The organism is Pseudomonas sp. MHK4 (assembly GCF_054600775.1).
On the sequence record NZ_BAAIAK010000008.1, the window covers coordinates 18,192 to 41,189 of the forward strand.

Consider the following 22,998-nt stretch of genomic DNA (forward strand, 5'->3'; position numbering starts at 1 on the left):
GAGAGGCCGGGATGTACATCTATCGCTTGGTCCTGCTCCTGGTAGTGGGGATTTATCTGTTTTCCCCGGCCATCATGGATTGGTGGATCGACGCCACGGGCGCCTGGTATCGCCCTTATCTGCTCTGGCTGATCCTGATCGTCGTGACCTTCATCCTGCAGAGCCAAAAAGATGCCGATGAGCTTTAGCCTGACCCAGATGATCCTGATCAGCGCCGCCTACCTGGCGGTGCTGTTCGGCGTGGCCTGGGTCAGCGAACGGGGCATGATCCCCAGGGCGATCATTCGCCACCCACTGACCTACACCCTGTCGCTGGGGGTCTATGCCAGTGCCTGGGCCTTTTATGGCACCGTGGGCCTGGCCTATCAGTACGGCTACGGCTTCCTGTCCAGCTACCTGGGCGTTTCCGGCGCATTCCTGCTGGCGCCGGTGTTGCTGTATCCGATCCTGAAGATCACCCGCACTTATCAACTATCGTCCCTGGCCGATCTGTTCGCGTTCCGCTTTCGCAGTACCTGGGCCGGCGCGCTGACCACGATTTTCATGCTGGTCGGCGTACTGCCCCTGCTGGCGCTGCAGATCCAGGCGGTCGCCGACTCCATCGGCATTCTCACCCGAGAGCCGGTCCAGCATCGCGTGGCGCTGAGTTTCTGCGCCCTGATCACGCTGTTCACGATTTTCTTCGGCTCCCGGCACATCGCCACCCGGGAAAAACATGAAGGCCTGGTGTTCGCGATTGCCTTCGAGTCGGTGATCAAGCTGATCGCCCTCGGCGGCGTCGGCCTCTATGCGCTGTATGGCGTGTTCGACGGCCCGCAACAGCTGGAACTGTGGCTGCTGCAAAACCAGACCGCCCTCGCCGCCCTGCACACGCCATTGCAGGAAGGCCCTTGGCGCACGCTGCTGCTGGTGTTCTTCGCCTCGGCGATCGTCATGCCGCACATGTACCACATGACCTTCACCGAAAACCTCAATCCTCGTTCGCTGGTCAGCGCGAGCTGGGGCTTGCCGCTGTTCCTGCTGCTGATGAGCCTGGCAGTCCCGCTGATTCTCTGGGCCGGCCTGAAGCTCGGCGCCACCACCAACCCGGAATATTTCACCCTGGGCATCGGCATCGCCGCCAACAGCAAGGCCCTGGCCCTGCTGGCCTATGTCGGCGGCCTGTCCGCCGCCAGCGGCCTGATCATCGTCACCACCCTGGCCCTGTCCGGCATGGCCCTGAACCACCTGGTGCTGCCGCTTTACCAGCCACCGGCCGAAGGCAACATCTATCGCTGGCTAAAGTGGACCCGTCGGGCCCTGATCGTCGCCATCATCATGGCCGGCTACGGTTTCTACCTGCTGCTGGGTGCCGAGCAGGACCTGGCCAACCTCGGCATCGTCGCCTTCGTGGCCACCCTGCAATTCCTGCCTGGCGTGCTCTCGGTGCTGTACTGGCCGACCGCCAACCGTCGCGGCTTCATTGCCGGGCTATTGGCGGGAATCCTGGTGTGGCTGGTGACCATGCTGCTACCGCTGGTCGGCAACCTGCAGGGCTTCTACATCCCGTTGTTGAACATGATCTACGTGCTCGATGACACCAGTTGGCACATGGCCGCGATCGCCTCCCTGGCCGCCAACGTACTGATGTTCACCCTGATTTCGCTGTTCACCAATGCCAGCACCGAAGAAGCCAGCGCCGCCGAAGCCTGTGCCGTGGACAACGTGCGCCGTCCGCAACGCCGGGAATTGCACGCCGCCTCGCCCCAGGAGTTCGCCACCCAGCTGGCCAAACCGCTGGGTGCCAAGGCGGCGCAGAAGGAGGTCGAACAGGCCCTGCGCGATCTCTATCTGCCCTTCGACGAACGGCGGCCGTACGCGTTGCGCCGCTTGCGCGACCGAATCGAGGCCAACCTCTCCGGCCTGATGGGACCCAGCGTGGCCCAGGACATGGTCGAGACGTTCCTGCCCTACAAGGCCGGCGGCGAAAACTATGTCACTGAAGACATCCACTTCATCGAAAGCCGCCTGGAGGACTACCATTCGCGCCTGACCGGCCTGGCCGCCGAACTCGATGCCCTGCGCCGTTACCATCGCCAGACCCTGCAGGAATTGCCGATGGGCGTCTGCTCGCTGGCCAAGGACCAGGAAATCCTCATGTGGAACAAAGCCATGGAGGAACTGACCGGGATCGCCGCGCAGCGCGTGGTCGGTTCGCGCCTGAGCACCATTGCCGATCCGTGGAAAGCGCTGCTGCAAGGCTTCATCAATGTTCCGGATGAGCATTTGCACAAACAGCACCTGGCCCTCGACGGCCAGACCCGCTGGCTGAACCTGCACAAGGCGGCGATCGATGAACCGCTCGCACCGGGCAACAGTGGCCTGGTGCTGCTGGTGGAGGACCTGACCGAAACCCAGATGCTCGAAGACAAACTGGTGCATTCCGAGCGCCTGGCCAGTATCGGTCGCCTGGCGGCGGGTGTGGCCCATGAAATCGGCAACCCGATCACCGGCATCGCCTGCCTGGCGCAGAACCTGCGCGAAGAGCGTGAGGAAGACGGCGAACTCAAGGAAATCAGCGGGCAGATCCTCGAACAGACCAAGCGCGTCTCGCGCATCGTGCAGTCGTTGATGAGTTTCGCCCATGCCGGCAGCCACCAGCACAGCGACGAGCCCGTCTGTCTGGCGGAAGTGGCCCAGGACGCCATCGGCCTGCTGGCCCTGAACCGACGCAATTTCGAAGTGCAGTTCTACAACCTGTGCGACCCCGACCACTGGGTCGAAGGCGACCCGCAGCGGCTCGCCCAGGTCTTGATCAACCTGCTCTCGAACGCCCGCGACGCCTCGCCGCCGGGCAGTGCAGTGCGGGTCAAGAGCGAAGCCGGCGAACACACGGTCGACCTGATCGTGGAAGACGAAGGCAGCGGAATTCCAAAGAGCATCATGGACCGATTGTTCGAACCCTTCTTCACCACCAAGGACCCGGGTGAAGGTACCGGTCTGGGCCTTGCACTGGTCTATTCCATCGTTGAAGAGCATTATGGACAAATCACCATCGACAGCCCGGCTGATGTACAGAGCCAACGCGGCACCCGGATCCGGGTGACTTTACCGCGTCATGTCGAAGCGACGTCCGCTGTGAACTGAGACCGTCGAGAGTATCGAATCAATGCCGCACATTTTGATCGTCGAAGACGAAACAATTATCCGCTCCGCCTTGCGCCGCCTGCTGGAACGCAACCAGTACCAGGTCAGCGAAGCCGGTTCAGTGCAGGAAGCACAAGAACGCTTCACCATTCCCACGTTCGACCTGATCGTCAGTGACCTGCGCCTGCCGGGCGCGCCGGGCACCGAGTTGATCAAGCTGGGCCAGGGCACGCCGGTGCTGATCATGACCAGCTACGCCAGCCTGCGCTCGGCGGTGGACTCGATGAAGATGGGCGCGGTGGACTACATCGCCAAGCCTTTCGATCACGACGAAATGCTCCAGGCTGTCGCGCGCATCCTGCGAGACCGGCAATCGGCACAAGCCAGCAGCGAACCGGTTGCCCTCAAGGCCGGCAATGGCGCCAATGGCGCGGCCAAGCCCGGTAGCGACAACAGCAACGGTGAAATCGGCATCATCGGCTCATGCCCACCGATGCAAGACCTGTATGGCAAGATCCGCAAAGTCGCGCCGACCGACTCCAATGTCCTGATCCAGGGCGAGTCCGGTACTGGTAAGGAACTGGTGGCGCGCGCGCTGCACAACCTCTCCAAGCGGGCCAAGGCGCCGATGATTTCGGTGAACTGCGCGGCTATTCCGGAAAGCCTGATCGAGTCCGAACTGTTCGGCCACGAGAAAGGTGCATTCACCGGCGCCAGCGCCGGACGTGCCGGCCTTGTCGAAGCGGCGGACGGCGGCACCTTGTTCCTCGATGAAATCGGCGAGCTGCCACTGGAAGCCCAGGCGCGCCTGCTGCGCGTGTTGCAGGAAGGTGAAATTCGTCGGGTGGGCTCGGTCCAGTCGCAGAAAGTCGATGTGCGCCTGATCGCTGCGACCCACCGTGACCTCAAGAGCCTGGCGAAGATCGGCCAGTTCCGTGAAGACCTGTACTACCGCCTCCACGTGATCGCCCTGAAACTGCCGGCCCTGCGCGAACGTGGCGCGGACGTCAATGAAATCGCCAACGCCTTCCTGGCGCGCCAAAGCGCCCGGATCAACCGCACCGACCTCAAGTTCGCCCCGGACGCCGAGCAAGCCATTCGTCATTACTCGTGGCCGGGTAACGTTCGTGAGCTGGAAAACGCAGTCGAGCGCGCGGTCATCCTGAGCGAGAGCCCCGAGATTTCCGCCGAGCTGCTGGGCATCGACATCGAACTGGGTGACCTGGAAGACGACGAGTTCATTGGTTTGCCCCCACAACAGGGCAACGGCAACGCCGGTAACAATAATCATGAGCCAACCGAAGACCTGTCCCTGGAAGACTACTTCCAGCACTTCGTGCTCGAGCATCAGGACCACATGACCGAGACCGAGCTGGCGCGCAAACTCGGGGTCAGTCGCAAATGCCTGTGGGAACGCCGTCAGCGCCTGGGTATCCCGCGGCGCAAAACCGGGGTGGCCAGCGAAAGCTGAACCCCACCTGTCTCATGTGCGGGTAACACATGATTTTGTGAAAAAACTGTTACCTCAGGTTTTTCACGTAACAGAAGCCGGGGCTTACGGTAACGAAGCCCCGGTTTTTTTTGTCCCTCATTTACCCCCTCGACCCGCCTAACCCCTTGTTTTACTAGGGTTCGTAAAAGTTGGCACGCACCCTGCTATATGTTTGGTACAAGAACAATAACAAGCAATGTACAAGACAATAAAAATAAGACGTATCGACTCACGCACAATAAAAACAAGACGGCGAGAGGCGCAGCTAACTGATTCTTTTGGAGAGGCGTTGTATTTGGGGCTTGCCCCACGACCAGGCCGAGAACAACAAAAAACTGTCTTAAGACAGAGCCTGAACTGGTTGGATCGCAAGATCACTGCAGCACAGCGACCAAAGCAATCCGTTTGCTCTTGGCTCCCGATTGGGAGGGTCATGAAGGAAAGCTTCATGACGCGGGCACTCAACAAAAACAAGAAGCCCAAAACCAATAACAAAAATAGAGCATGCAACTACTTCTTGGGGAGCTTCGGCTCCCCTTGTAGTTTCTGCGCCCCCATTCCCCGCTTCCTGTAGGAGCGAGCTTGCTCGCGAAGAACCTGAGGACGCTGCCGGGAATCTGCATGTAAGAGTTATCGTTCACGACCATCGCGAGCGAGCTCGCTCCTACAGCGTCCTACACCATCCCTCGACTAAATGCTAGAATCCCCGCCCATCATGCGGTCATTCTTCGTTTTTGGCCGAACATTCCTTCAAACAGTGCATCCCATGCTGAAGAAGCTGTTCCAGTCATTCCGTACTCCCGTGCGTCGTACGCAACACATTCGCAGCACGCCTGAAGTGCTCAACAGCGGTCAACACTCGCTGCAAAAGGGCCAATTCAGCCGTTACGCGGTGAACATCGTCGAACGCCTGCAGGGCGCCGGCTACCAGGCCTATCTGGTCGGCGGCTGCGTGCGTGACATGATGCTCGGCATCACGCCGAAAGATTTCGACGTCGCCACCAGCGCCACTCCTGAACAGGTACGTGCCGAATTCCGTAATGCACGGATCATCGGCCGCCGGTTCAAGCTTGTGCATATCCACTTTGGCCGCGAAATCATCGAAGTCGCGACCTTCCGCGCCAATCACCCGCAGAACGACGAAGAGGAAGATCAAAATCAATCCTCGCGCAACGAAAGCGGGCGCATCCTGCGCGATAACGTCTACGGGACCCTGGAAGAGGACGCGCAACGCCGCGACTTCACCATCAACGCCCTGTATTACGACCCGGTCAGCGAACGCATTCTCGATTACGCCAACGGCGTGCACGACATTCGCAACCAACTGATCCGCTTGATTGGCGACCCCAAGCAGCGTTACCAGGAAGACCCGGTGCGGATGCTGCGCGCCGTGCGGTTTGCCGCCAAGCTGAATTTCGGCATCGAAAAACACAGCGCCGCGCCTATCCGCGACCTCGCGCCCATGCTGCGCGAGATCCCGTCGGCCCGCTTGTTTGAAGAAGTGCTCAAGCTGTTCCTGTCCGGCCACGCGGCAGACACCTTTGAAATGCTGGTCGACCTGCAATTGTTCGATCCATTGTTCCCGGCCAGCGCCGAGGCACTGGAATACAACCCGACCTATACCCACACCCTGATCAGCGAAGCCCTGATCAACACCGACCTGCGCATCAAGCAGAACAAACCGGTGACCCCGGCGTTCCTGTTTGCCGCCCTGCTATGGCCTGCCCTGCCGGCGCGCGTATTGCGCCTGCAAGACCGTGGCATGCCGCCGATCCCGGCAATGCAGGAAGCCGCTCACGAGCTGATTGCCGAGCAGTGCCAGCGCATCGCGATCCCGAAACGCTTCACCATGCCGATCCGCGAGATCTGGGACATGCAGGAGCGCCTGCCACGGCGCAGCGGCAAACGGGCCGACCTGCTGCTGGACAATCCGCGATTCCGCGCCGGTTATGACTTCCTGCTGCTACGCGAAAGCGCGGGTGAGCAGACCGATGGCCTGGGTGAATGGTGGACCGATTACCGGGATGCCAACGACAGCGAGCGTCGCGACATGATTCGCGACCTCAGTGGCAAGGACGACGGTACCGGCGGCCCACGCAAACGTCGCCGCAGCGGTGGCGCCAAGCGCAAGCGCTCGGCAGACGCTTCGAGCACCACGGGCGAGTAATCCATGGAACGCATCTACATCGGCATGGGCAGCAACCTCGCTGACCCCGCCGAACAGCTGCGCAGCGCCATCGAGGCGCTGGATCAGTTGCCGCACTCGCAACTGGCCGGGGTTTCCGCCTTCTATCAAAGCGACTCGCTGCTACCCGGCCAACCGCGTTATACCAACGCGGTGGCCGCGCTGGACAGCACTCTGGCACCGCTTGAGCTGCTGGACGCCTTGCAGTCGATCGAAAACGGCCAGGGCCGCAAGCGCCTTGAGCGCTGGGGTCCGCGTACGCTGGACCTGGACATCCTGCTGTTCGGTGACCGCCTGATCGACGAACCTCGCCTGAAAGTCCCGCATTACCACATGCAGGAACGGGCTTTCGTCCTGTATCCCCTGGCCGAACTGGCCGCCGCCGACCTGCGCCTGGCCGATGGCCGCACGCTGGCCGACCTGCTCGCTGCCTGCCCGTTCGTCGGCCTGGAACGCCTCCCTTCGAACTGACCGAGATCCCCTGTGGGAGCGGGCTTGCTCCGGGCGGCGTTCCGACGAAAGCGGTGGATCAATCAACACAGATGTTGAATGTTAGGCCCCCTTCGCGAGCAAGCCCGCTCCCACATTGGATTGTATTGCTCTAGCAAAATTTGCTGAAACGCATCAGTTCCCCCCGGTAACACCCCACGCGTAACAATGCGGTAACACACGCAATTGACTTCCCACGTTCTCCTCACGACTATAGGCGTCCCGCTGCCGTCACCACGGCATCAAGGGCGCAATCCAGGCCTTAAAAGCACGACAAAAGACCGTGCGCCTGTATTCAACGAAGAATCACGCGCGTTACTCGCAGTAGTTTCCACAGCGCCTGAATGAGGAACTTTTTCATGCCAGCCATCACCCTGACCACTCTGCAAGGTCTCAAGCAAAAAGGTGAAAAAATCACCATGCTGACCTGCTATGACGCGACCTTCGCCCACGCCTGCAACCAGGCCGGCGTCGAAGTGCTGCTGGTGGGCGACTCCCTCGGCATGGTTCTGCAAGGTCATGACAGCACCCTGCCGGTGACCACCGCCGAAATGGCTTACCACGTGGCATCCGTCAAACGCGGTAACACCGACGCCCTGATCCTTGCCGACTTGCCCTTCATGGCCTACGCCACCACGGAACAGGCGATGACCAACAGCGCCCTGCTGATGCAGGCCGGCGCTCACATGGTCAAGGTCGAAGGCGCGTTGTGGCTGGCGGACTCGATCCGCCTCCTGGCGGAACGTGGCATTCCGGTCTGCGCCCACATGGGCCTGACGCCGCAATCGGTGAATATCCTCGGCGGCTACAAGGTCCAGGGTCGCAACGAAAACCAGGCACGACAGATGCGTGCCGATGCGATTGCGCTGGAACAGGCCGGCGCGGCGATGCTGCTGCTCGAATGCGTGCCGAGCGAGTTGGCCGAAGAAATCACCCAGGCCGTGAACATTCCGGTCATCGGCATTGGTGCCGGCCACCGCACCGACGGCCAGGTACTGGTCCTGCACGACATGCTGGGCCTGTCCATTACCGGACGTGTACCCAAGTTCGTGAAAAACTTCATGGCCGGCCAGGAAAGCATTCACGCGGCCCTGAGCGCTTACGTCACAGAAGTCAAAGCGGCGACTTTCCCAGGCATCGAACACGGATTCTCTGCATGAACACCGTAAAAACCGTACGCGAATTGCGGGCCGCCGTGGCCCGTGCCCGCAGTGAAGGCAAGCGCATCGGCTTTGTGCCGACCATGGGCAACCTGCACAGCGGGCATGTCGCGCTGATCACCAAGGCCACCCAGCGGGTGGATTTCGTGGTCGCGAGCATTTTCGTAAACCCGCTGCAATTCGGTGCCGGCGAAGATCTCGACAAATACCCGCGCACCCTCGCCGCCGACCAGGAAAAACTGCTCGAAGCCGGTTGCGACCTGTTGTTCGCGCCGACCGTTGAAGAGATGTACCCCGGCGGCATGACCGGCCAGACCCGCGTCAGCGTCCCCCAACTGTCCGAAGGCCTGTGCGGCGCCAGCCGCCCGGGGCATTTCGAAGGTGTGGCAACGGTGGTCAGCAAGCTGTTCAACATGGTCCAGCCGGACCTGGCGATCTTCGGCCAGAAAGACTTTCAGCAACTGGCGGTGATTCGTGCGCTGGTGCATGACCTGAACATGCCGATCCAGATCATTGGCGAGCCGACGGTGCGGGCGGGCGATGGCCTGGCGCTGTCATCGCGCAATGGCTTCCTGGACGAAGATCAGCGCGCCGTGGCACCGGTGGTGTATCGCACGCTGAGTGAGATCGCCGAAGCGATCAGGCAAGGCGAGCGCGATTACCCGGCCCTGATCCACGCCAAGCTGCAACAGCTCGAAGGGGCGGGCCTGCGCCCCGACTACCTGGAGATTCGCCATGGCCTGAGCCTGCGCCCGGCCACCCCGGCAGATCGGGACCTGGTGATCCTGGTGGCGGCGTTCCTGGGGACGACGCGCCTGATCGACAACCTGCACTTGAACCTCGACACCCCCGCCTGACCCCCTCCTCGACCGCGCCGGTACAAAAAAGTACCGGTCGCAGGTCCGACAAAGCCAAGACAGATCGTCTCTCTGGGTTTACTGTTACCGGTCTGCGCTATTTAATCGTGTGCACGCAGGCTAACCGGGCACCACCCAGACAGTGGTCAGGACATTCCGGTATTTTCAGTGTCTTAAAGGCAGTTCAAGCAAAAGGAAACCCGCAGCGATGGCGTATTACCGCACCCCCCACGATGTGACCACCCTGCCCGCCTGGCAGGCGTTGAAAGACCACCGCCAGGCCATGCAGGATTTCAACATGCGCGAGGCCTTCAACGCCGACCCGCAGCGCTTCAATCAATTCACCCTCAGCAGCTGCGGCCTGTTTCTCGACTATTCGAAAAACCTGATCAACGCCCAGACCCGCGACCTGCTGGTGGGCCTGGCCAACGAAGTCGACCTCAAGGGCGCGATCAAATCGCTGTTCGATGGCGAAATCGTCAACGCGTCCGAAGGACGCCCCGCCCTGCACACCGCCCTGCGTCGCCCGGTCGGCGACAAGTTGTCGGTCAACGGCGTCAACGTGATGCCTGAAGTGCACAAGGTGCTGAACCAGATCACCGACCTTGTGGGCCGTATCCACGACGGCCTGTGGCGCGGCTACTCCGAAAAGCCGATCACTGACGTGGTGAACATCGGCATCGGTGGTTCGTTCCTCGGCCCGGAGCTGGTGTCCGAAGCCCTGCTGGCCTATGCCCAGAAAGGCGTGCGCTGCCACTACCTGGCAAACATCGATGGCAGCGAGTTCCACGAACTGGCCATGAAGCTGCGCGCCGAGACCACGCTGTTCATCGTCTCGTCGAAATCCTTCAACACCCTCGAAACGCTGAAAAACGCCCAGGCCGCCCGCGCCTGGTATCTGGCCCAGGGTGGCTCGGAAGCCGAGCTGCATCGCCACTTCATCGCAGTATCGAGCAACAATGCCGCCGCCGTGGCGTTCGGCATCCGTGAAGAGAACATCTTCCCGATGTGGGACTGGGTCGGCGGGCGTTACTCGCTGTGGTCGGCCATCGGCTTGCCAATCGCCCTGGCCATCGGCATGTCGAACTTCAAGGAACTGCTGTCCGGTGCCTACACCATGGACCAGCACTTCCTGAACACCCCGTTCGACCAGAACATGCCGGTGCTGCTGGCCCTGCTTGGCGTGTGGTATGGCAATTTCTGGGGCGCGCAAAGCCACGCGATCCTGCCGTACGATCACTATCTGCGTAACATCACCAAGCACCTGCAACAGCTGGACATGGAATCCAACGGCAAGAGCGTGCGCCAGGACGGTACCCCCGTCAGCACCGACACCGGCCCGGTGATCTGGGGTGGCGTAGGCTGCAACGGTCAGCACGCTTATCACCAGTTGCTGCACCAGGGTACCCAGCTGATCCCGGCCGACTTCATCGTGCCGATCGTCAGCTTCAACCCGGTGGCCGACCACCACCAGTGGCTGTACGCCAACTGCCTGTCGCAAAGCCAGGCGCTGATGCTCGGCAAGACCTTGGCCGAAGCCCAGGCCGAGCTGCGTGACAAAGGCATGAGCGAAGAGCAGGTGCAGAGCCTGGCGCCGCACAAGGTGATCCCGGGCAACCGTCCGAGCAACACCCTGGTGGTCGAGCGCATCAGCCCGCGGCGCCTGGGTGCGCTGGTGGCGATGTACGAACACAAAGTCTTCGTGCAAAGCGTGATCTGGGGCATCAATGCCTTCGACCAATGGGGCGTGGAGCTGGGCAAGGAGCTGGGCAAAGGTGTCTACAACCGCCTGGTCGGCAGCGAAGAAACCCCGGCTGATGACGCGTCCACCCAAGGCCTGATCAACTACTTCCGCGGACGTCACCGCGGTTGATTTGACGCTATTCCTGCGGCGGGTACTACCCTTTGTAGGAGCTGGCTTGCCAGCGAAGACGGTGTATCAGTCAATGCTCATGGCGACTGATACACCGCTATCGCTGGCAAGCCAGCTCCTACGAGGGTCGCGCAGCTCCCCTCTTCGCCAAGACAAGAAGAAGGAACCGTCATGTTCGATATCAGCACGTTCCCCAAAGCCGATGCCGTGCGCCGGGCTGCCCAATTGAGTCAGGACGACTATCACCGCCTGTACCGCGAATCCATCGAACACCCCAGCACCTTCTGGGCCGAACAAGCCACCCGCTTCCTCGACTGGAGCGCACCGTGGCAGACCGTCCAGCGCTACGACCTGAAAACCGGTGAAGCCCACTGGTTTGCCGGCGCCAAGCTGAACGTCAGCTTCAATTGCATTGACCGTCACCTGGCCACACGCGGCGATCAGACCGCGATCGTCTGGGAAGGCGACGACCCCGCCGAATCCACCCAGATCAGCTACAGGAAACTGCACCATTACGTCTGCCGCCTGGCCAACGTACTCAAAAGCCGTGGCGTGAAGAAAGGCGACCGGGTGTGCATCTACATGCCGATGATCCCCGAAGCGGCCTACGCCATGCTCGCCTGCACCCGCATCGGCGCCGTGCATTCGGTAGTGTTTGGCGGGTTCTCGCCGGATTCGCTGCGCGACCGCATCCTCGACGCCGACTGCCGCACAGTGATCACCGCCGATGAAGGCGTGCGCGGCGGCAAATTCGTGCCGCTCAAGCACAATGTCGACAAGGCCCTGCAAAGCTGCCCCGATGTCAGCACCGTGGTGGTGGTCGAACGGACCCAGAACCCGGTGAACTGGGTCGAGGGCCGGGACCTCTGGTATCACCAGGCACTGCGCGACGTCAGCGACGACTGCCCGCCCGAGCCGATGGATGCTGAAGACCCGCTGTTCATCCTCTACACCTCCGGCAGCACCGGCAAACCCAAAGGCGTGCTGCACACTACGGGCGGCTACCTGCTGCAAGCGGCCATGACCTTCAAATATGTGCTGGACTACCGGGACGGCGAAGTGTTCTGGTGCACCGCCGATGTCGGCTGGGTCACCGGCCACAGCTACATCGTCTACGGCCCCCTGGCCAATGGCGCCACTTCCCTGATCTTTGAAGGCGTGCCGAGCTACCCGAGCACTTCGCGGTTCTGGCAGGTGATCGACAAGCACAAAGTGAACATCTTCTACACCGCCCCCACCGCGTTGCGCGCGTTGATGCGCGAAGGTGCGCAGCCATTGAAGGAAACATCACGCGCCAGCCTCAGGTTGCTCGGCACGGTCGGTGAGCCGATCAACCCGGAAGCCTGGCAGTGGTATTTCAATGTGGTCGGCGAACAGCGTTGCCCGATCGTCGATACCTGGTGGCAGACTGAAACCGGCGGCATCATGCTCAGCCCGCTGGTCAGTGCGCAACGGATCAAGCCGGGCTGCGCGACGCAACCGATGTTCGGCGTGCAACCGGTGCTGTTGGACGAGCATGGCAAGGAAATCAAAGGCGCCGGCAGCGGCGTGCTGGCGATCAAGTCCAGCTGGCCGGCGCAGATCCGCAGCGTCTACGGCGACCCGCAACGCATGGTCGACACTTACTTCAAGCCCTACCCCGGCTACTACTTCACCGGCGATGGCGCCCGCCGCGATGAAGATGGCGACTACTGGATCACCGGGCGCATCGACGATGTCATCAACGTCTCCGGGCACCGCATCGGCACCGCCGAAGTGGAGAGTGCCCTGGTCCTGCACGACAACATCGCCGAAGCCGCCGTGGTCGGTTACCCCCATGACGTCAAGGGCCAGGGCATCTACGCCTTTGTCACCCCCATGAACGGCGTCGAGGCGAACGAAGAACTGAAAAAAGCCCTGCTGGCCCACGTCAGCAAGGAAATCGGCAGCTTCGCCAAGCCAGACCTGATCCAGTGGGCGCCGGCCTTGCCGAAAACCCGTTCGGGCAAGATCATGCGCCGCATCCTGCGCAAGATCGCCTGTAACGAACTGGACAGCCTGGGAGACACCTCGACCCTGGCCGACCCGAGCGTAGTCCAGGGCTTGATCGACAAGCGCCTGAACCAATAACGTACTGCCGCCTCCTGAAAATCACCGGGACACCATGGAATTCATTCGCAACCGCATCGAAACCCAGATCATGAGCCTGACCGGCCTGTCCCTGGGCAAGCTCGACCTGGAAAACCCCAAGGGCGACCCCGGGCTGTTCGGGCCCGATTCCGTGAGCTGGCAAGTCCATGGCGACTTCAGCAGCATGTTGATCGGCGGCATCAGCGCCCTGATGTTGCAGGCTCTGCACCCGCTGGCCCTGGCTGGCGTGTGGGACCATTCGAACTTTCGCGAGGACATGCTCGGTCGCCTGCGCCGCACCGGGCAATTCATCTCCGGCACCACCTTCGGCTCACGACAGGACGCCGACTGGCTGATCGAAAAAGTGCGCACCATTCACCTGCAAGTCACCGGCACCGCGCCCGACGGTCGGCCTTATGCTGCCAGCGATCCCGATCTGCTGACCTGGGTGCATGTGGCAGAGGTCAGCAACTTCCTCGCCGCGCACTTGCGTTATCGAAATCCGCACCTGTCCCTGGCCGATCAGGATCGTTATTACGCCGAGATTGCGTTGGTGGCCGAACGTCTGGGCGCCCGTGACGTGCCGCGCTCCCGGCAGGAAATTTGCGTTTATCTTGAGCGTATTCGCCCGCAACTGCTGTGCGACGAGCGCAGTCGGGAAGTGCTGCGCTTGTTGTTGAACGCCCCCTCCCCCAGCCGCCTGGCCAGGCCATTCGGCGGTTTGATGATGCAGGCCGGGATCGATCTGCTGCCGGACTGGGCCAGTGACATGCTCGGCGTTTACCAAGGCCCGCTGCAACGCAAACTGATCCGCGCCAGCGTCAACCGCAGCGCGCCGATGCTGCGCTGGGCGGTGCGCAATGGCTCGGTGCATCGCGCGAAAAGACGTATGGGTTTGTAGGAGCTGGCTTGCCAGCGAAGACGGTTTTTCAGTCAACCAATGAGCTGAATGACAAACCGCTTTCGCAGGCAAGCCAGCTCCTACAGTGCCCCCCATAACTGTTAAACTCTCGCGCCCAATTCCACCTGCAAGGCGCCCGGCATGTCCTCCTTGAATCAGGCGCTGCGCGCCGCCCTTGAACATCGTCAGGATCTGCTGGCCGAGCTGCACAGCCAGGGCACCGACTGCTACCGCCTGTTCCATGGCAGCCAGGAAGGCGCCGGCGGCCTGACCATCGACCGCTACGGCCCGCAACTGATGGTGCAGAGCTTCCACCAGTCGCTCGACCGCGAGGCGTTGCTGCACTTGCACGAAATGGTCAATCAGTACCTGGGGTTTGAAACCCTGCTGGTCTACAACGACCGCTCCCGTGGCAACTCACGCATCGACCGCGAAGACACCGTCTACCGCGCCGACGAAGCCGCGCTGCAAGACCTGGTGGGCCATGAGTGGGGTCTCAATTACCGGGTGCGCGGGCGCCACGCCGGGCAAGACCCGCTGCTGTTCCTCGACCTTCGCAACACCCGTGGCTGGGTCAAGGACCACAGCAAAAACAAAAGCGTGCTGAACCTGTTCGCCTACACCTGCGGGGTCGGCCTCGGTGCCGCAGCCGGCGGTGCCAGCGAGGTGTGCAACCTGGACTTCGCCGAAGGCAACCTGGCGGTCGGTCGTGAGAACGGCTTGCTCAACCCGCAATTGCCCACCATGCAATTCATCCAGTCGGACTACTTCCCGGCCATTCGCCAGTTGGCCGGCTTGCCAATCAGCCAGCGTCGCGGGCAGAAATTGCCGAGTTATCAACGCCTGGATCAGCGTCAGTACGACCTGGTGCTGCTCGATCCGCCGGCCTGGGCCAAGAGTGCTTTCGGCACCGTCGACCTGCTGCGCGACTATCAGAGCCTGCTCAAGCCGGCATTGCTGACCACCGCTGACAACGGCGTACTGATCTGCTGCAACAACCTGGCAAAAGTCAGCATGGACGACTGGCGCGAGCAGGTTTTGCGTTGCGCCGAGAAAGCCGGACGGCCGGTACGAGAGTGGACCATCATGAAACCAGGCGGCGATTTCCCGTCGATGGACCAGCAGCCGCCCCTTAAAACCCTGATTCTGCAGTTCTAAAGTCACCGTTATTTTCAGACAAATCCTGCAGGAAGTGACGACTTCGGAACCGAAATCGCGTGCCATACTCCAAGGCACTCCGATCCAGACAGATGAAGCCGCACATGTACAAAGGATTGATTCGCGCCATTGGCGCCTTGTTGACTGCTCTGGCGCTCTACAGTCTGCTGGGCTTTCTGATTTTGCCGGGCATCGCGTTGCGCGTTGCCAACCAACAACTGGCCAACTACGCCACGACGCCCGCCACCCTCCAGCGTATCGAACTCAACCCGTTCAGCCTTGAAGTCACCCTTTGGGGCCTGAACATCGGCGAGCCTGGCAAGGAACAGGTCGGCTTCGAACGCCTGTACGCCAACCTGCAGCTGGACAGTCTCTGGACCAAGGCGCTGCACCTGTCGGAAATCGAACTGGAAAAATCCAAGACCGAAATCCTCTTCGGCAAGGACGGCAAACTCAATCTGCTCGGGCTGTTCAAACTGCCAGTGAGCGAGCCAACGCCGGCGGACCCGAATGCCAAGCCGTTCCCGCTGCGCATAGACCGGATCAAACTGGCCGGCGGCGCCTTGCACTTCAAGGATGAGCGCCCCAGCGAACCGATCGAATTTCTCTACGACAAACTCGACTTCGAACTCAAGCACCTCAGCACCTTGCCCGAAGACAGCGCCGACATGGAGCTGGTCGCTATCGGCCCCAACGGTGGCCAGATCGACTGGACCGGCAACTTCAGCCTCATCCCGTTCGCCTCTGAAGGTAAGCTGAAGATTACCGATGGCAAGATGAAAGCCTTCTGGCCCTATGTGCGCGACGCCGTCCCCCTGGACCTCGAAAGCGGGGTAATGAGCCTCAGTACCGACTACAAACTCAGCCTGGCCAAGCAAACCGAACTGCTGCTGAACAACCTCGCGGTCAGCGTCGCACCCTTTGCGATCAAGGCCCCGAACGGACGGCCGCTGGCGAAACTCGAGCGTCTGGACATCAGCGAAACCACGGTGGACCTGGCCAAGCAACAAGTGGTGGTCGGAAAGATCCGCAGCCACAAGCTGGAAACCTGGGCCGCACTGGAAGCCGACGGCCAGCTCGACTGGCAGAAACTGTTCGCCAGCCAGCCGTCCAAACCGGCGGCCAAGGCCAACGCCGAACCGCCGAGCACCCCGGCGGCCGCCGATTCGCCGAAACCCGAACCGGCGACGCCAGGCAAACCCTGGCAAGTGCTGCTCACCGACGTGCAATTGCGCGATTACAAGGTGCATCTGGCGGACCGCAAGGCGCAACCGCCGGTGGAAGTGGAACTGAGCCCGCTGAATCTCGATTTGCAGAAGTTCGACAGCCTCAACGGCTCGCCCTTTGTCCTCAAGCTCGACACGGGCGTGGGCAAGCAGGGCAAGCTCACGGCCGACGGCGAGGTCAACCTGGCGCCGGTCAGCGCCAGGCTCAACGTACAGACCAAGGACATCGACCTGCGCGTCGCCCAGTCCTACATCAGCCCGTTCATTCGCCTGGAACTGCGTAGCGGCATGCTTGGCAGCGACCTGGCGGTCAACCTGAAAAGCACCGAGCCGCTGGCCCTCAGCGTTACCGGTCGCGCTCAGGTCGATCAGTTGCACACCCTCGACACCCTCAAGACCCGCGACTTCCTCAAGTGGCAACAGTTGGTGGTCGAAGGCCTGAACTACCAGCACGGCGACAGCCTGTCGATCGACAAGATCAACCTGCTGCAACCCTATGCGCGTTTCATGATCAACGATGACCGCACCACCAACATCGATGATCTGCTGATCCCGCAACCGGCCGACTCCGGGGCCAAACCCGCCGCCACCAAACCCGCCGCCAGTAAGGACAAGCCCCTGGGCATCCATATCGGCGGCATCGCCATCAACGACGGCTCCGCGAACTTCGCCGACTTCAGCCTGACCCCGAACTTCGCCACCGCCATCCAGCAGCTCAACGGTTCGATCGGCACCATCGACAGCCGCCAGGCGAAACCGGCCAGTGTCGATATCAAGGGCAAGGTGGATCGCTATGCGCCGGTGACCATCAAGGGGGCGGTCAATCCGTTCGACCCGATGGCCAGTCTCGACATCGCCACCAGTTTCAAACGCGTGGAACTGACCACGTTGACCCCCTACTCCGGCAAGTTCGCCGGTTATCGCATCCGCAAAGGCCGGCTCAACCTCGACCTGCATTACGTGATCACCAAGGGCCAGCTCAAGGCTGAAAACAAAGTGGTGGTCGAGCAGTTGCAACTGGGCGAAAAAGTCGACAGCCCGGATGCCGTGAGCCTGCCACTGAAACTGGCGATTGCCCTGCTCAAGGACGTCGATGGCAAGATTTCCATCGAACTGCCGGTGACCGGCGACCTGAACAATCCGCAGTTCAGCGTGATGCCGATTGTCTGGCAGACCCTGCGCAACCTGATCGTCAAGGCTGCCGCCGCGCCGTTCAAACTCATCGGTGGCCTGGTGTCCGGTGGTGGCTCGCAAGACCTGGGTACCGTGTCATTCGCGCCGGGCTCGAGCGACCTCAGCAAGGACGCTGAAGCGGCGCTGGTCAAACTGTCCCAGGCCCTCAAGGAACGCCCGGCCCTACGCCTGGAAATTGAAGGCACCGCCGCCAAGAGCAGTGACGGCCCGCTGATCGCCGAGCAACGCCTGGAACGGGAATATCAGTACAACTACTACAAAATGCTCCAGCGCCGCGGCGACAAGGTGCCGGCGAAGGCGAATCTGCTGGAGGTGCCGGACAGCGAGAAAGGTCCGCTGCTGGAAGGCATCTACCGCACGCGGCTCAAGGTCCAGCCGCCCGCCGAATGGAAAGACTTGGGCAAGGAAGAACGCACCGCGAAAATGCGTGCGGACGTGATCCAGTTCTGGAGCTCGAGCGAAGTGCTGTTGCGTGAACTGGGCCAGGAACGCGCCAGCAGCATCAAGGACTATCTGGTTGACAAGGGCCAGCTCGCCGACGACCGGGTGTACTTCATTGATGCCCAGTTGGGCGAAGCGGAAAAGGACGGCAAGGTGATAACGCCAATGCACCTGGACGCCGAGTGATAGGCAACACTGCAATTAAACAACACACATACCAATGTGGGAGCCAGCCTGCTGGCGATAGCGCTGTAACAGTCAACATAGGCGTTGAATGTCACACCGCTATCGCCAGCAGGCTAGCTCCCACAGTTGTTTTGCCTGGTCCTAAATAGAACAGGCCCCGACACGAATGCCGGGGCCTGTAATGGCCACATCCTTGTGGCCGGTCGCATGAACTTCTCAGTTGCGGCAAACGTATGACTCAGCCCGTCCACCGCGCCTTCTCCCAGTCCAGGCGAGAAGTCTTGCCTTATTCGGCTTTCAGGCCGTCAGCGGAGACCGCCTTGACGCCTTTGATTTTCTTGGTGATCGCTACAGCGGTAGCTTTCTGGGATTCCGTTACCGCAACGGTGGACGACAGGGACACAACACCTTTGTTGGTTTCCACTTTGATATCGGTACCAGGAATGCCTTTTTCGGTGACCAGGTCAGTTTTGACTTTGGTAGTGATCCAGGTATCTGAACCCGCTTCGGCAGCCTGATTCATCTCATTCGCCGCCAGGGTCATCGGAGCCTGGGTGGCTTGAGTGGTCTGGGCAAATGCAGCGTTGGCCATGGTCAGGGTCAGCGCGGTAGCAGTAGCGGCGGCAATAGCGAACTTCTTCATACGAGTAACTCCTGTTTTTCTGGAAAATCTGCCGATTGTCTTGTCGGCAGGATTACTGGAGATATTGCGAACGCTGTGCCAACTTTGAAACAGATGAAAATTACTTATAATTCAACAAGTTACAAAATCAGTCATTTTTCGGAATCATGCAAAATGCATGAGTTGGAAATTATCTACATGCAAGTTGCGGGTTTTAACAAAGGCCTAAGGCCATGAATTTCCGGAAGTTTTCTCAAATACTCGAATGCTGTGAACGGCGAATAAAAAAATACCCCGCACAGGCGGGGTATCAGGCAATAACGGGATGATTCAAGCCTTCGGGGCAACGCCCGTACAGCCTTTCGGTGCGTATTCCTGGTCGACGGTGGTGGCACATGTCCAGCCTGTCACCGTACGCGAAAGTGTGATGGTCTTATTCAGCACCTGAGCCGGGGCATTAAGGATCGTGCAACCGATAGCTCCGGTACCATCAGTGGCTTTGCCGCTGGCCGAGGTGGTGCAGTTGGACGTCGAGGCAACGCCGCCGACCTTGGACAAATCAGGGTCGTCGCCTTGATTGATCACATCCTCGAACGCCACCTTCAACGCCGATATCTCGGCCAGCCCCGCCGTTACCTTGGCCCGCGCCTGATACTTGGAGTAAGCCGGTATCGCAAACGTCGCCAGAATCCCGATGATCGCCACCACGATCAGCAACTCGATCAGGGTAAAACCTTTTTGATTGTTCAAGGACAGCCTCCGTGCATGAGTTGAAATCTCATGATCTGCACCTGCAGCAGCACAGCCCATGCCAAGCCCGGCGCGCCCTGTTCGCCGGGGGGTAGCGACGCCATGATGCCCTTCCCACCCCCAGGAACCGCACTATCTGACACTTTTCGTCACCTCGACAGCGCTGTTGGGTTCCTCCGATTGACTAGGCTATAAGTCGATTCCCGAGGAACGCATCGGCACATTCACGATCTATGAGCCGGTCGGCTGCGATCAACGCATCGGCGGTTACAAAGGGCTGAACATGGCAGGCAAGGCAGCAAGCACCAGCGTGTACAGCTGGGAAGGCACAGACAGGAAAGGCGCGAAGGTGACGGGCGAGTTGAGCGGCCAGAACCCGGCGTTGATCAAGGCGCAATTGCGCAAGCAAGGCATCAACCCCGGCAAGGTGCGCAGGCAAACCACGTCGTTGTTCAAGCTGGGCAAACGCATCAAGCCTCAGGACATTGCCCTTTTCACCCGGCAGATGGCGACCATGATGAAAGCCGGCGTGCCATTGCTGCAGTCCTTCGACATCATCGGTGAAGGCTTCGACAACCCGGCCATGCGCAAGCTGGTCGACGAGGTGAAACAGGACGTGGCGGCGGGCAACAGCTTCGCTGCAGCCCTGCGCAAGAAGCCGCAATACTTCGATGAGTTGTACTGCAACCTGGTAGACGCCGGGGAACAGGCCGGCGCGTTGGACACCCTGCTGGAACGGGTGGCGACCTACAAGGAAAAAAGCGAAAGCCTCAAGGCGAAGATCAAAAAAGCCATGACCTACCCGCTGATCGTCGTGTGCGTGGCGATCATCGTAAGCGCCATCCTGCTGATCAAGGTGGTGCCGCAATTCGAATCCGTATTCAAGGGTTTTGGCGCCGAGCTGCCGGCCTTCACCCTGATGGTCATCTACCTGTCGCAATTCATGCAGGCATGGTGGTGGATACTGCTGGGCGCGCTCAGCGCGGGCGCTTTCGCAGTGCGTCGCGCGCTGAAAACCTCCCAGGGCTTTCGCGACCGCATGGACACCTGGCTGCTGAAACTGCCGCTGGCAGGTACCTTGATGTACAAGTCCGCCGTGGCCCGTTTCGCCCGCACGCTGTCGACCACCTTCGCTGCCGGTGTTCCGCTGGTGGAGGCTCTGGAGTCGGTGGCGGGCGCCACCGGCAACATCGTGTTCAAACGCGCGGTGCTGCGCATCCGGCAGGACGTTGCCACGGGCATGCAGCTCCATTTTTCCATGCGCACGACCGGCGTTTTTCCCAACATGGCCATTCAGATGACCGCCATTGGCGAGGAGTCTGGCGCACTCGACGCCATGCTCGACAAGGTCGCCGGTTTCTACGAGGACGAGGTCGACAACCTGGTCGACAACCTCACCAGCCTGATGGAACCGTTCATCATGGTGGTGCTGGGTGTTATTGTCGGCGGCCTGGTGGTTGCGATGTACCTGCCCATCTTCCAACTCGGCTCAGCGATCTGACATGCCCTTGAACGAAATTCTGACCCACTTCCCGCTGGCTTTCGTTGTCATCGCCGGGGTGGTCGGCCTGCTGGTCGGCAGCTTCCTCAACGTACTGGTCTGGCGCCTGCCGAAAATGCTCGAGCGCGAGTGGCGCGTGCAGGCCCACGACATCCTCGGGCTGCCCGGCGAAACACCGTTGCCGACCTTCAACCTGATGCTGCCCCACTCCCAATGCCCCCACTGCGGCCAAAGGATTCGTGCCTGGGAAAATATTCCGGTCTTAAGCTTCCTGTTCTTGCGCGGACGCTGTTCGGCCTGCGCGACGCCGATCAGCAAACGTTATCCCTTGACCGAACTGGCCTGCGCGCTGCTGTCGGCGTTCATTGCCTGGCACTTCGGTTTCGGCTGGCAAGCCGGCATGGTGATGTTCCTGACCTGGGGCCTGCTGGCCATGAGCCTGATCGACGCCGAGCATCAACTGCTGCCGGATGTACTGGTGCTGCCGCTGATGTGGCTGGGGCTGATCGTCAACAGCCTCGATCTTTTCGTGTCTTTGCCCGAGGCGCTGTGGGGTGCCATTGCCGGCTACATGACGCTGTGGACGGTGTTCTGGGTGTTCAAGCTGATCACTGGCAAGGACGGCATGGGTCATGGCGATTTCAAGCTGCTGGCGATGTTTGGCGCCTGGGGCGGCTGGCAGATCCTGCCCCTGACGATCGTCTTGTCGTCCGTGGTGGGCGCGATCAGCGGCGTGATTTACCTGCGCCTGCGCAAGGCTCAAACATCGACGCCAATCCCTTTCGGCCCCTATCTGGCCATTGCCGGCTGGATTGCCTTGCTCTGGGGTGGTCAAATAACCGACTTCTATTGGCAGTTTGTCGGTCTGAAATGAATACCCCTGTGGAAAAACCCTGGATTCTCGGCTTGACCGGCGGCATCGGCAGTGGCAAAAGCGCCGCGGCCCAACACTTCATTGACCTGGGCGTGCACGCGGTGGATGCCGATCATGCCGCTCGCTGGGTGGTGGAGCCCGGTCGGCCGGCGCTGGCGAAGATTGCCGAACACTTCGGTCCCGGCGTGTTACAAGACGACGGACAACTGGACCGCGCCGCATTGCGCAAACTGATCTTCGAAGTGCCGGAGCAACGCCTCTGGCTGGAAGCCTTGTTGCATCCGCTGATCGCCGAAGAGATTGCCCATCACCTGGCGCTGGCAAAATCACCTTACGCGATCCTGGTTTCGCCGCTGCTGATCGAGTCCGGCCAGTACGCCATGACCCAACGGGTCCTGGTGATCGATGCCCCTGAACAGTTGCAGATCGAACGCACCCTGCGGCGTGACCAGACCAGCGAACAGCAGGTCCAGGCGATCCTCAAGGCCCAGTCCAGCCGTCAGGATCGCGTAAGCCATGCCGACGACGTGGTGGTCAACGACCGCGACCTCGCCTGGTTGCACAGCGAGGTCGAACGCCTGCATCACTTTTACCTTACTTTGCGTGGAGGCCAGTCATGAGCCAGATTCCAACCGTCGAATGCCCAACCTGTGGTGCCCCTGTCGAATGGAGCCCCGAGAGCAAGTTCCGGCCGTTCTGTTCCGATCGTTGCAAACTGATCGACCTGGGTGCCTGGGCGTCGGAAGAGCACAAGATTCCAGTGGCCCCGGATGCCGAGGACGAATTGTTCAGCGGCGATTTCGACCCGCGTCACTGATCCGCAACGACGCCTCGACGATTTCAGGCAGCCACTG

Annotated in this window: 18 protein-coding genes; 16 read left to right on the forward strand and 2 right to left on the reverse strand. The window is 60.9% G+C overall.

Translation table 11 applies throughout. The annotated features are described in order from the left end of the window. Positions 1–11 precede the first annotated feature (11 nt). From ACYP2Q_RS19960 to ACYP2Q_RS20015, 12 genes are all read left to right on the forward strand, one after another. Entirely contained in the window at positions 12–188 is a 177-nt protein-coding gene (locus ACYP2Q_RS19960; protein ID WP_003176118.1) for a hypothetical protein, read from the forward strand. Continuing rightward, a complete protein-coding gene (locus ACYP2Q_RS19965) occupies positions 172–3,126 on the forward strand; it encodes a sensor histidine kinase (protein WP_459732114.1) in 2,955 nt (984 codons plus the stop codon). Before ACYP2Q_RS19960 ends, ACYP2Q_RS19965 begins: the two co-directional genes overlap by 17 nt. A 22-nt stretch (positions 3,127–3,148) precedes the next feature. Then, positions 3,149–4,597, forward strand: a complete 1,449-nt coding sequence (locus ACYP2Q_RS19970) for a sigma-54-dependent transcriptional regulator (protein WP_459732115.1) — start codon at positions 3,149–3,151, stop codon at positions 4,595–4,597. A gap of 787 nt (positions 4,598–5,384) precedes the next feature. Next, positions 5,385–6,785 carry a polynucleotide adenylyltransferase PcnB gene (locus ACYP2Q_RS19975; RefSeq protein ID WP_459732116.1) on the forward strand — a complete coding sequence of 467 codons (1,401 nt, stop codon included), beginning with the start codon at positions 5,385–5,387 and terminating at the stop codon, positions 6,783–6,785. A 3-nt stretch (positions 6,786–6,788) separates the two neighbouring features. Beyond that, a complete protein-coding gene (folK, locus tag ACYP2Q_RS19980) occupies positions 6,789–7,274 on the forward strand; it encodes a 2-amino-4-hydroxy-6-hydroxymethyldihydropteridine diphosphokinase (protein ID WP_459732117.1) in 486 nt (161 codons plus the stop codon). Positions 7,275–7,651: 377 nt separating this feature from the next. Beyond that, positions 7,652–8,452, forward strand: coding sequence for a 3-methyl-2-oxobutanoate hydroxymethyltransferase (panB, locus tag ACYP2Q_RS19985; protein ID WP_459732118.1), 801 nt, complete (start codon positions 7,652–7,654; stop codon positions 8,450–8,452). Next, positions 8,449–9,309, forward strand: a complete 861-nt coding sequence (panC, locus tag ACYP2Q_RS19990; protein ID WP_459732119.1) for a pantoate--beta-alanine ligase — start codon at positions 8,449–8,451, stop codon at positions 9,307–9,309. Before panB ends, panC begins: the two co-directional genes overlap by 4 nt. A gap of 208 nt (positions 9,310–9,517) precedes the next feature. After that, positions 9,518–11,182, forward strand: coding sequence for a glucose-6-phosphate isomerase (gene pgi, locus ACYP2Q_RS19995; protein WP_459732120.1), 1,665 nt, complete (start codon positions 9,518–9,520; stop codon positions 11,180–11,182). Between the two features lie 171 nt (positions 11,183–11,353). Continuing rightward, positions 11,354–13,291 (forward strand): acetate--CoA ligase, encoded by a 1,938-nt coding sequence (gene acs / locus ACYP2Q_RS20000; RefSeq protein WP_459732121.1) that lies wholly within the window; start codon positions 11,354–11,356, stop codon positions 13,289–13,291. 34 nt (positions 13,292–13,325) lie between these two features. Next, complete coding sequence (locus tag ACYP2Q_RS20005; RefSeq protein WP_459732122.1) at positions 13,326–14,192, forward strand: oxygenase MpaB family protein; 867 nt, start codon at positions 13,326–13,328, stop codon at positions 14,190–14,192. Positions 14,193–14,333: 141 nt separating this feature from the next. Next, complete coding sequence (locus tag ACYP2Q_RS20010; protein WP_459732123.1) at positions 14,334–15,350, forward strand: class I SAM-dependent rRNA methyltransferase; 1,017 nt, start codon at positions 14,334–14,336, stop codon at positions 15,348–15,350. Positions 15,351–15,442: 92 nt separating this feature from the next. Next, positions 15,443–18,397: a DUF748 domain-containing protein gene (locus ACYP2Q_RS20015; RefSeq protein WP_459732124.1), complete on the forward strand. Its 2,955-nt coding sequence runs from the start codon at positions 15,443–15,445 to the stop codon at positions 18,395–18,397. A 286-nt stretch (positions 18,398–18,683) separates the two neighbouring features. On the opposite strand, the gene ACYP2Q_RS20020 is transcribed toward ACYP2Q_RS20015, so the two are convergent. Together ACYP2Q_RS20020 and ACYP2Q_RS20025 are read right to left on the reverse strand one after the other, a co-directional pair. Continuing rightward, complete coding sequence (locus ACYP2Q_RS20020; RefSeq protein ID WP_459732125.1) at positions 18,684–19,040, reverse strand: BON domain-containing protein; 357 nt, start codon at positions 19,038–19,040, stop codon at positions 18,684–18,686. Positions 19,041–19,349: 309 nt separating this feature from the next. After that, entirely contained in the window at positions 19,350–19,769 is a 420-nt protein-coding gene (locus tag ACYP2Q_RS20025) for a pilin (RefSeq protein ID WP_459732126.1), read from the reverse strand. Between the two features lie 283 nt (positions 19,770–20,052). Between ACYP2Q_RS20025 and ACYP2Q_RS20030 the strand changes: the two genes are divergently transcribed. From ACYP2Q_RS20030 to yacG, 4 genes are read left to right on the forward strand one after another with little or no spacing between them, the layout of a single operon-like run. Next, a complete protein-coding gene (locus tag ACYP2Q_RS20030; RefSeq protein ID WP_459732127.1) occupies positions 20,053–21,270 on the forward strand; it encodes a type II secretion system F family protein in 1,218 nt (405 codons plus the stop codon). A gap of 1 nt (position 21,271) precedes the next feature. Then, positions 21,272–22,144 (forward strand): prepilin peptidase, encoded by an 873-nt coding sequence (locus ACYP2Q_RS20035; protein WP_459732128.1) that lies wholly within the window; start codon positions 21,272–21,274, stop codon positions 22,142–22,144. Beyond that, positions 22,141–22,764 (forward strand): dephospho-CoA kinase, encoded by a 624-nt coding sequence (coaE, locus tag ACYP2Q_RS20040; RefSeq protein ID WP_274074568.1) that lies wholly within the window; start codon positions 22,141–22,143, stop codon positions 22,762–22,764. Before ACYP2Q_RS20035 ends, coaE begins: the two co-directional genes overlap by 4 nt. Beyond that, entirely contained in the window at positions 22,761–22,961 is a 201-nt protein-coding gene (gene yacG, locus ACYP2Q_RS20045) for a DNA gyrase inhibitor YacG (RefSeq protein WP_060543361.1), read from the forward strand. The genes coaE and yacG overlap by 4 nt, the downstream gene beginning before the upstream one ends. Positions 22,962–22,998: the final 37 nt, after the last annotated feature.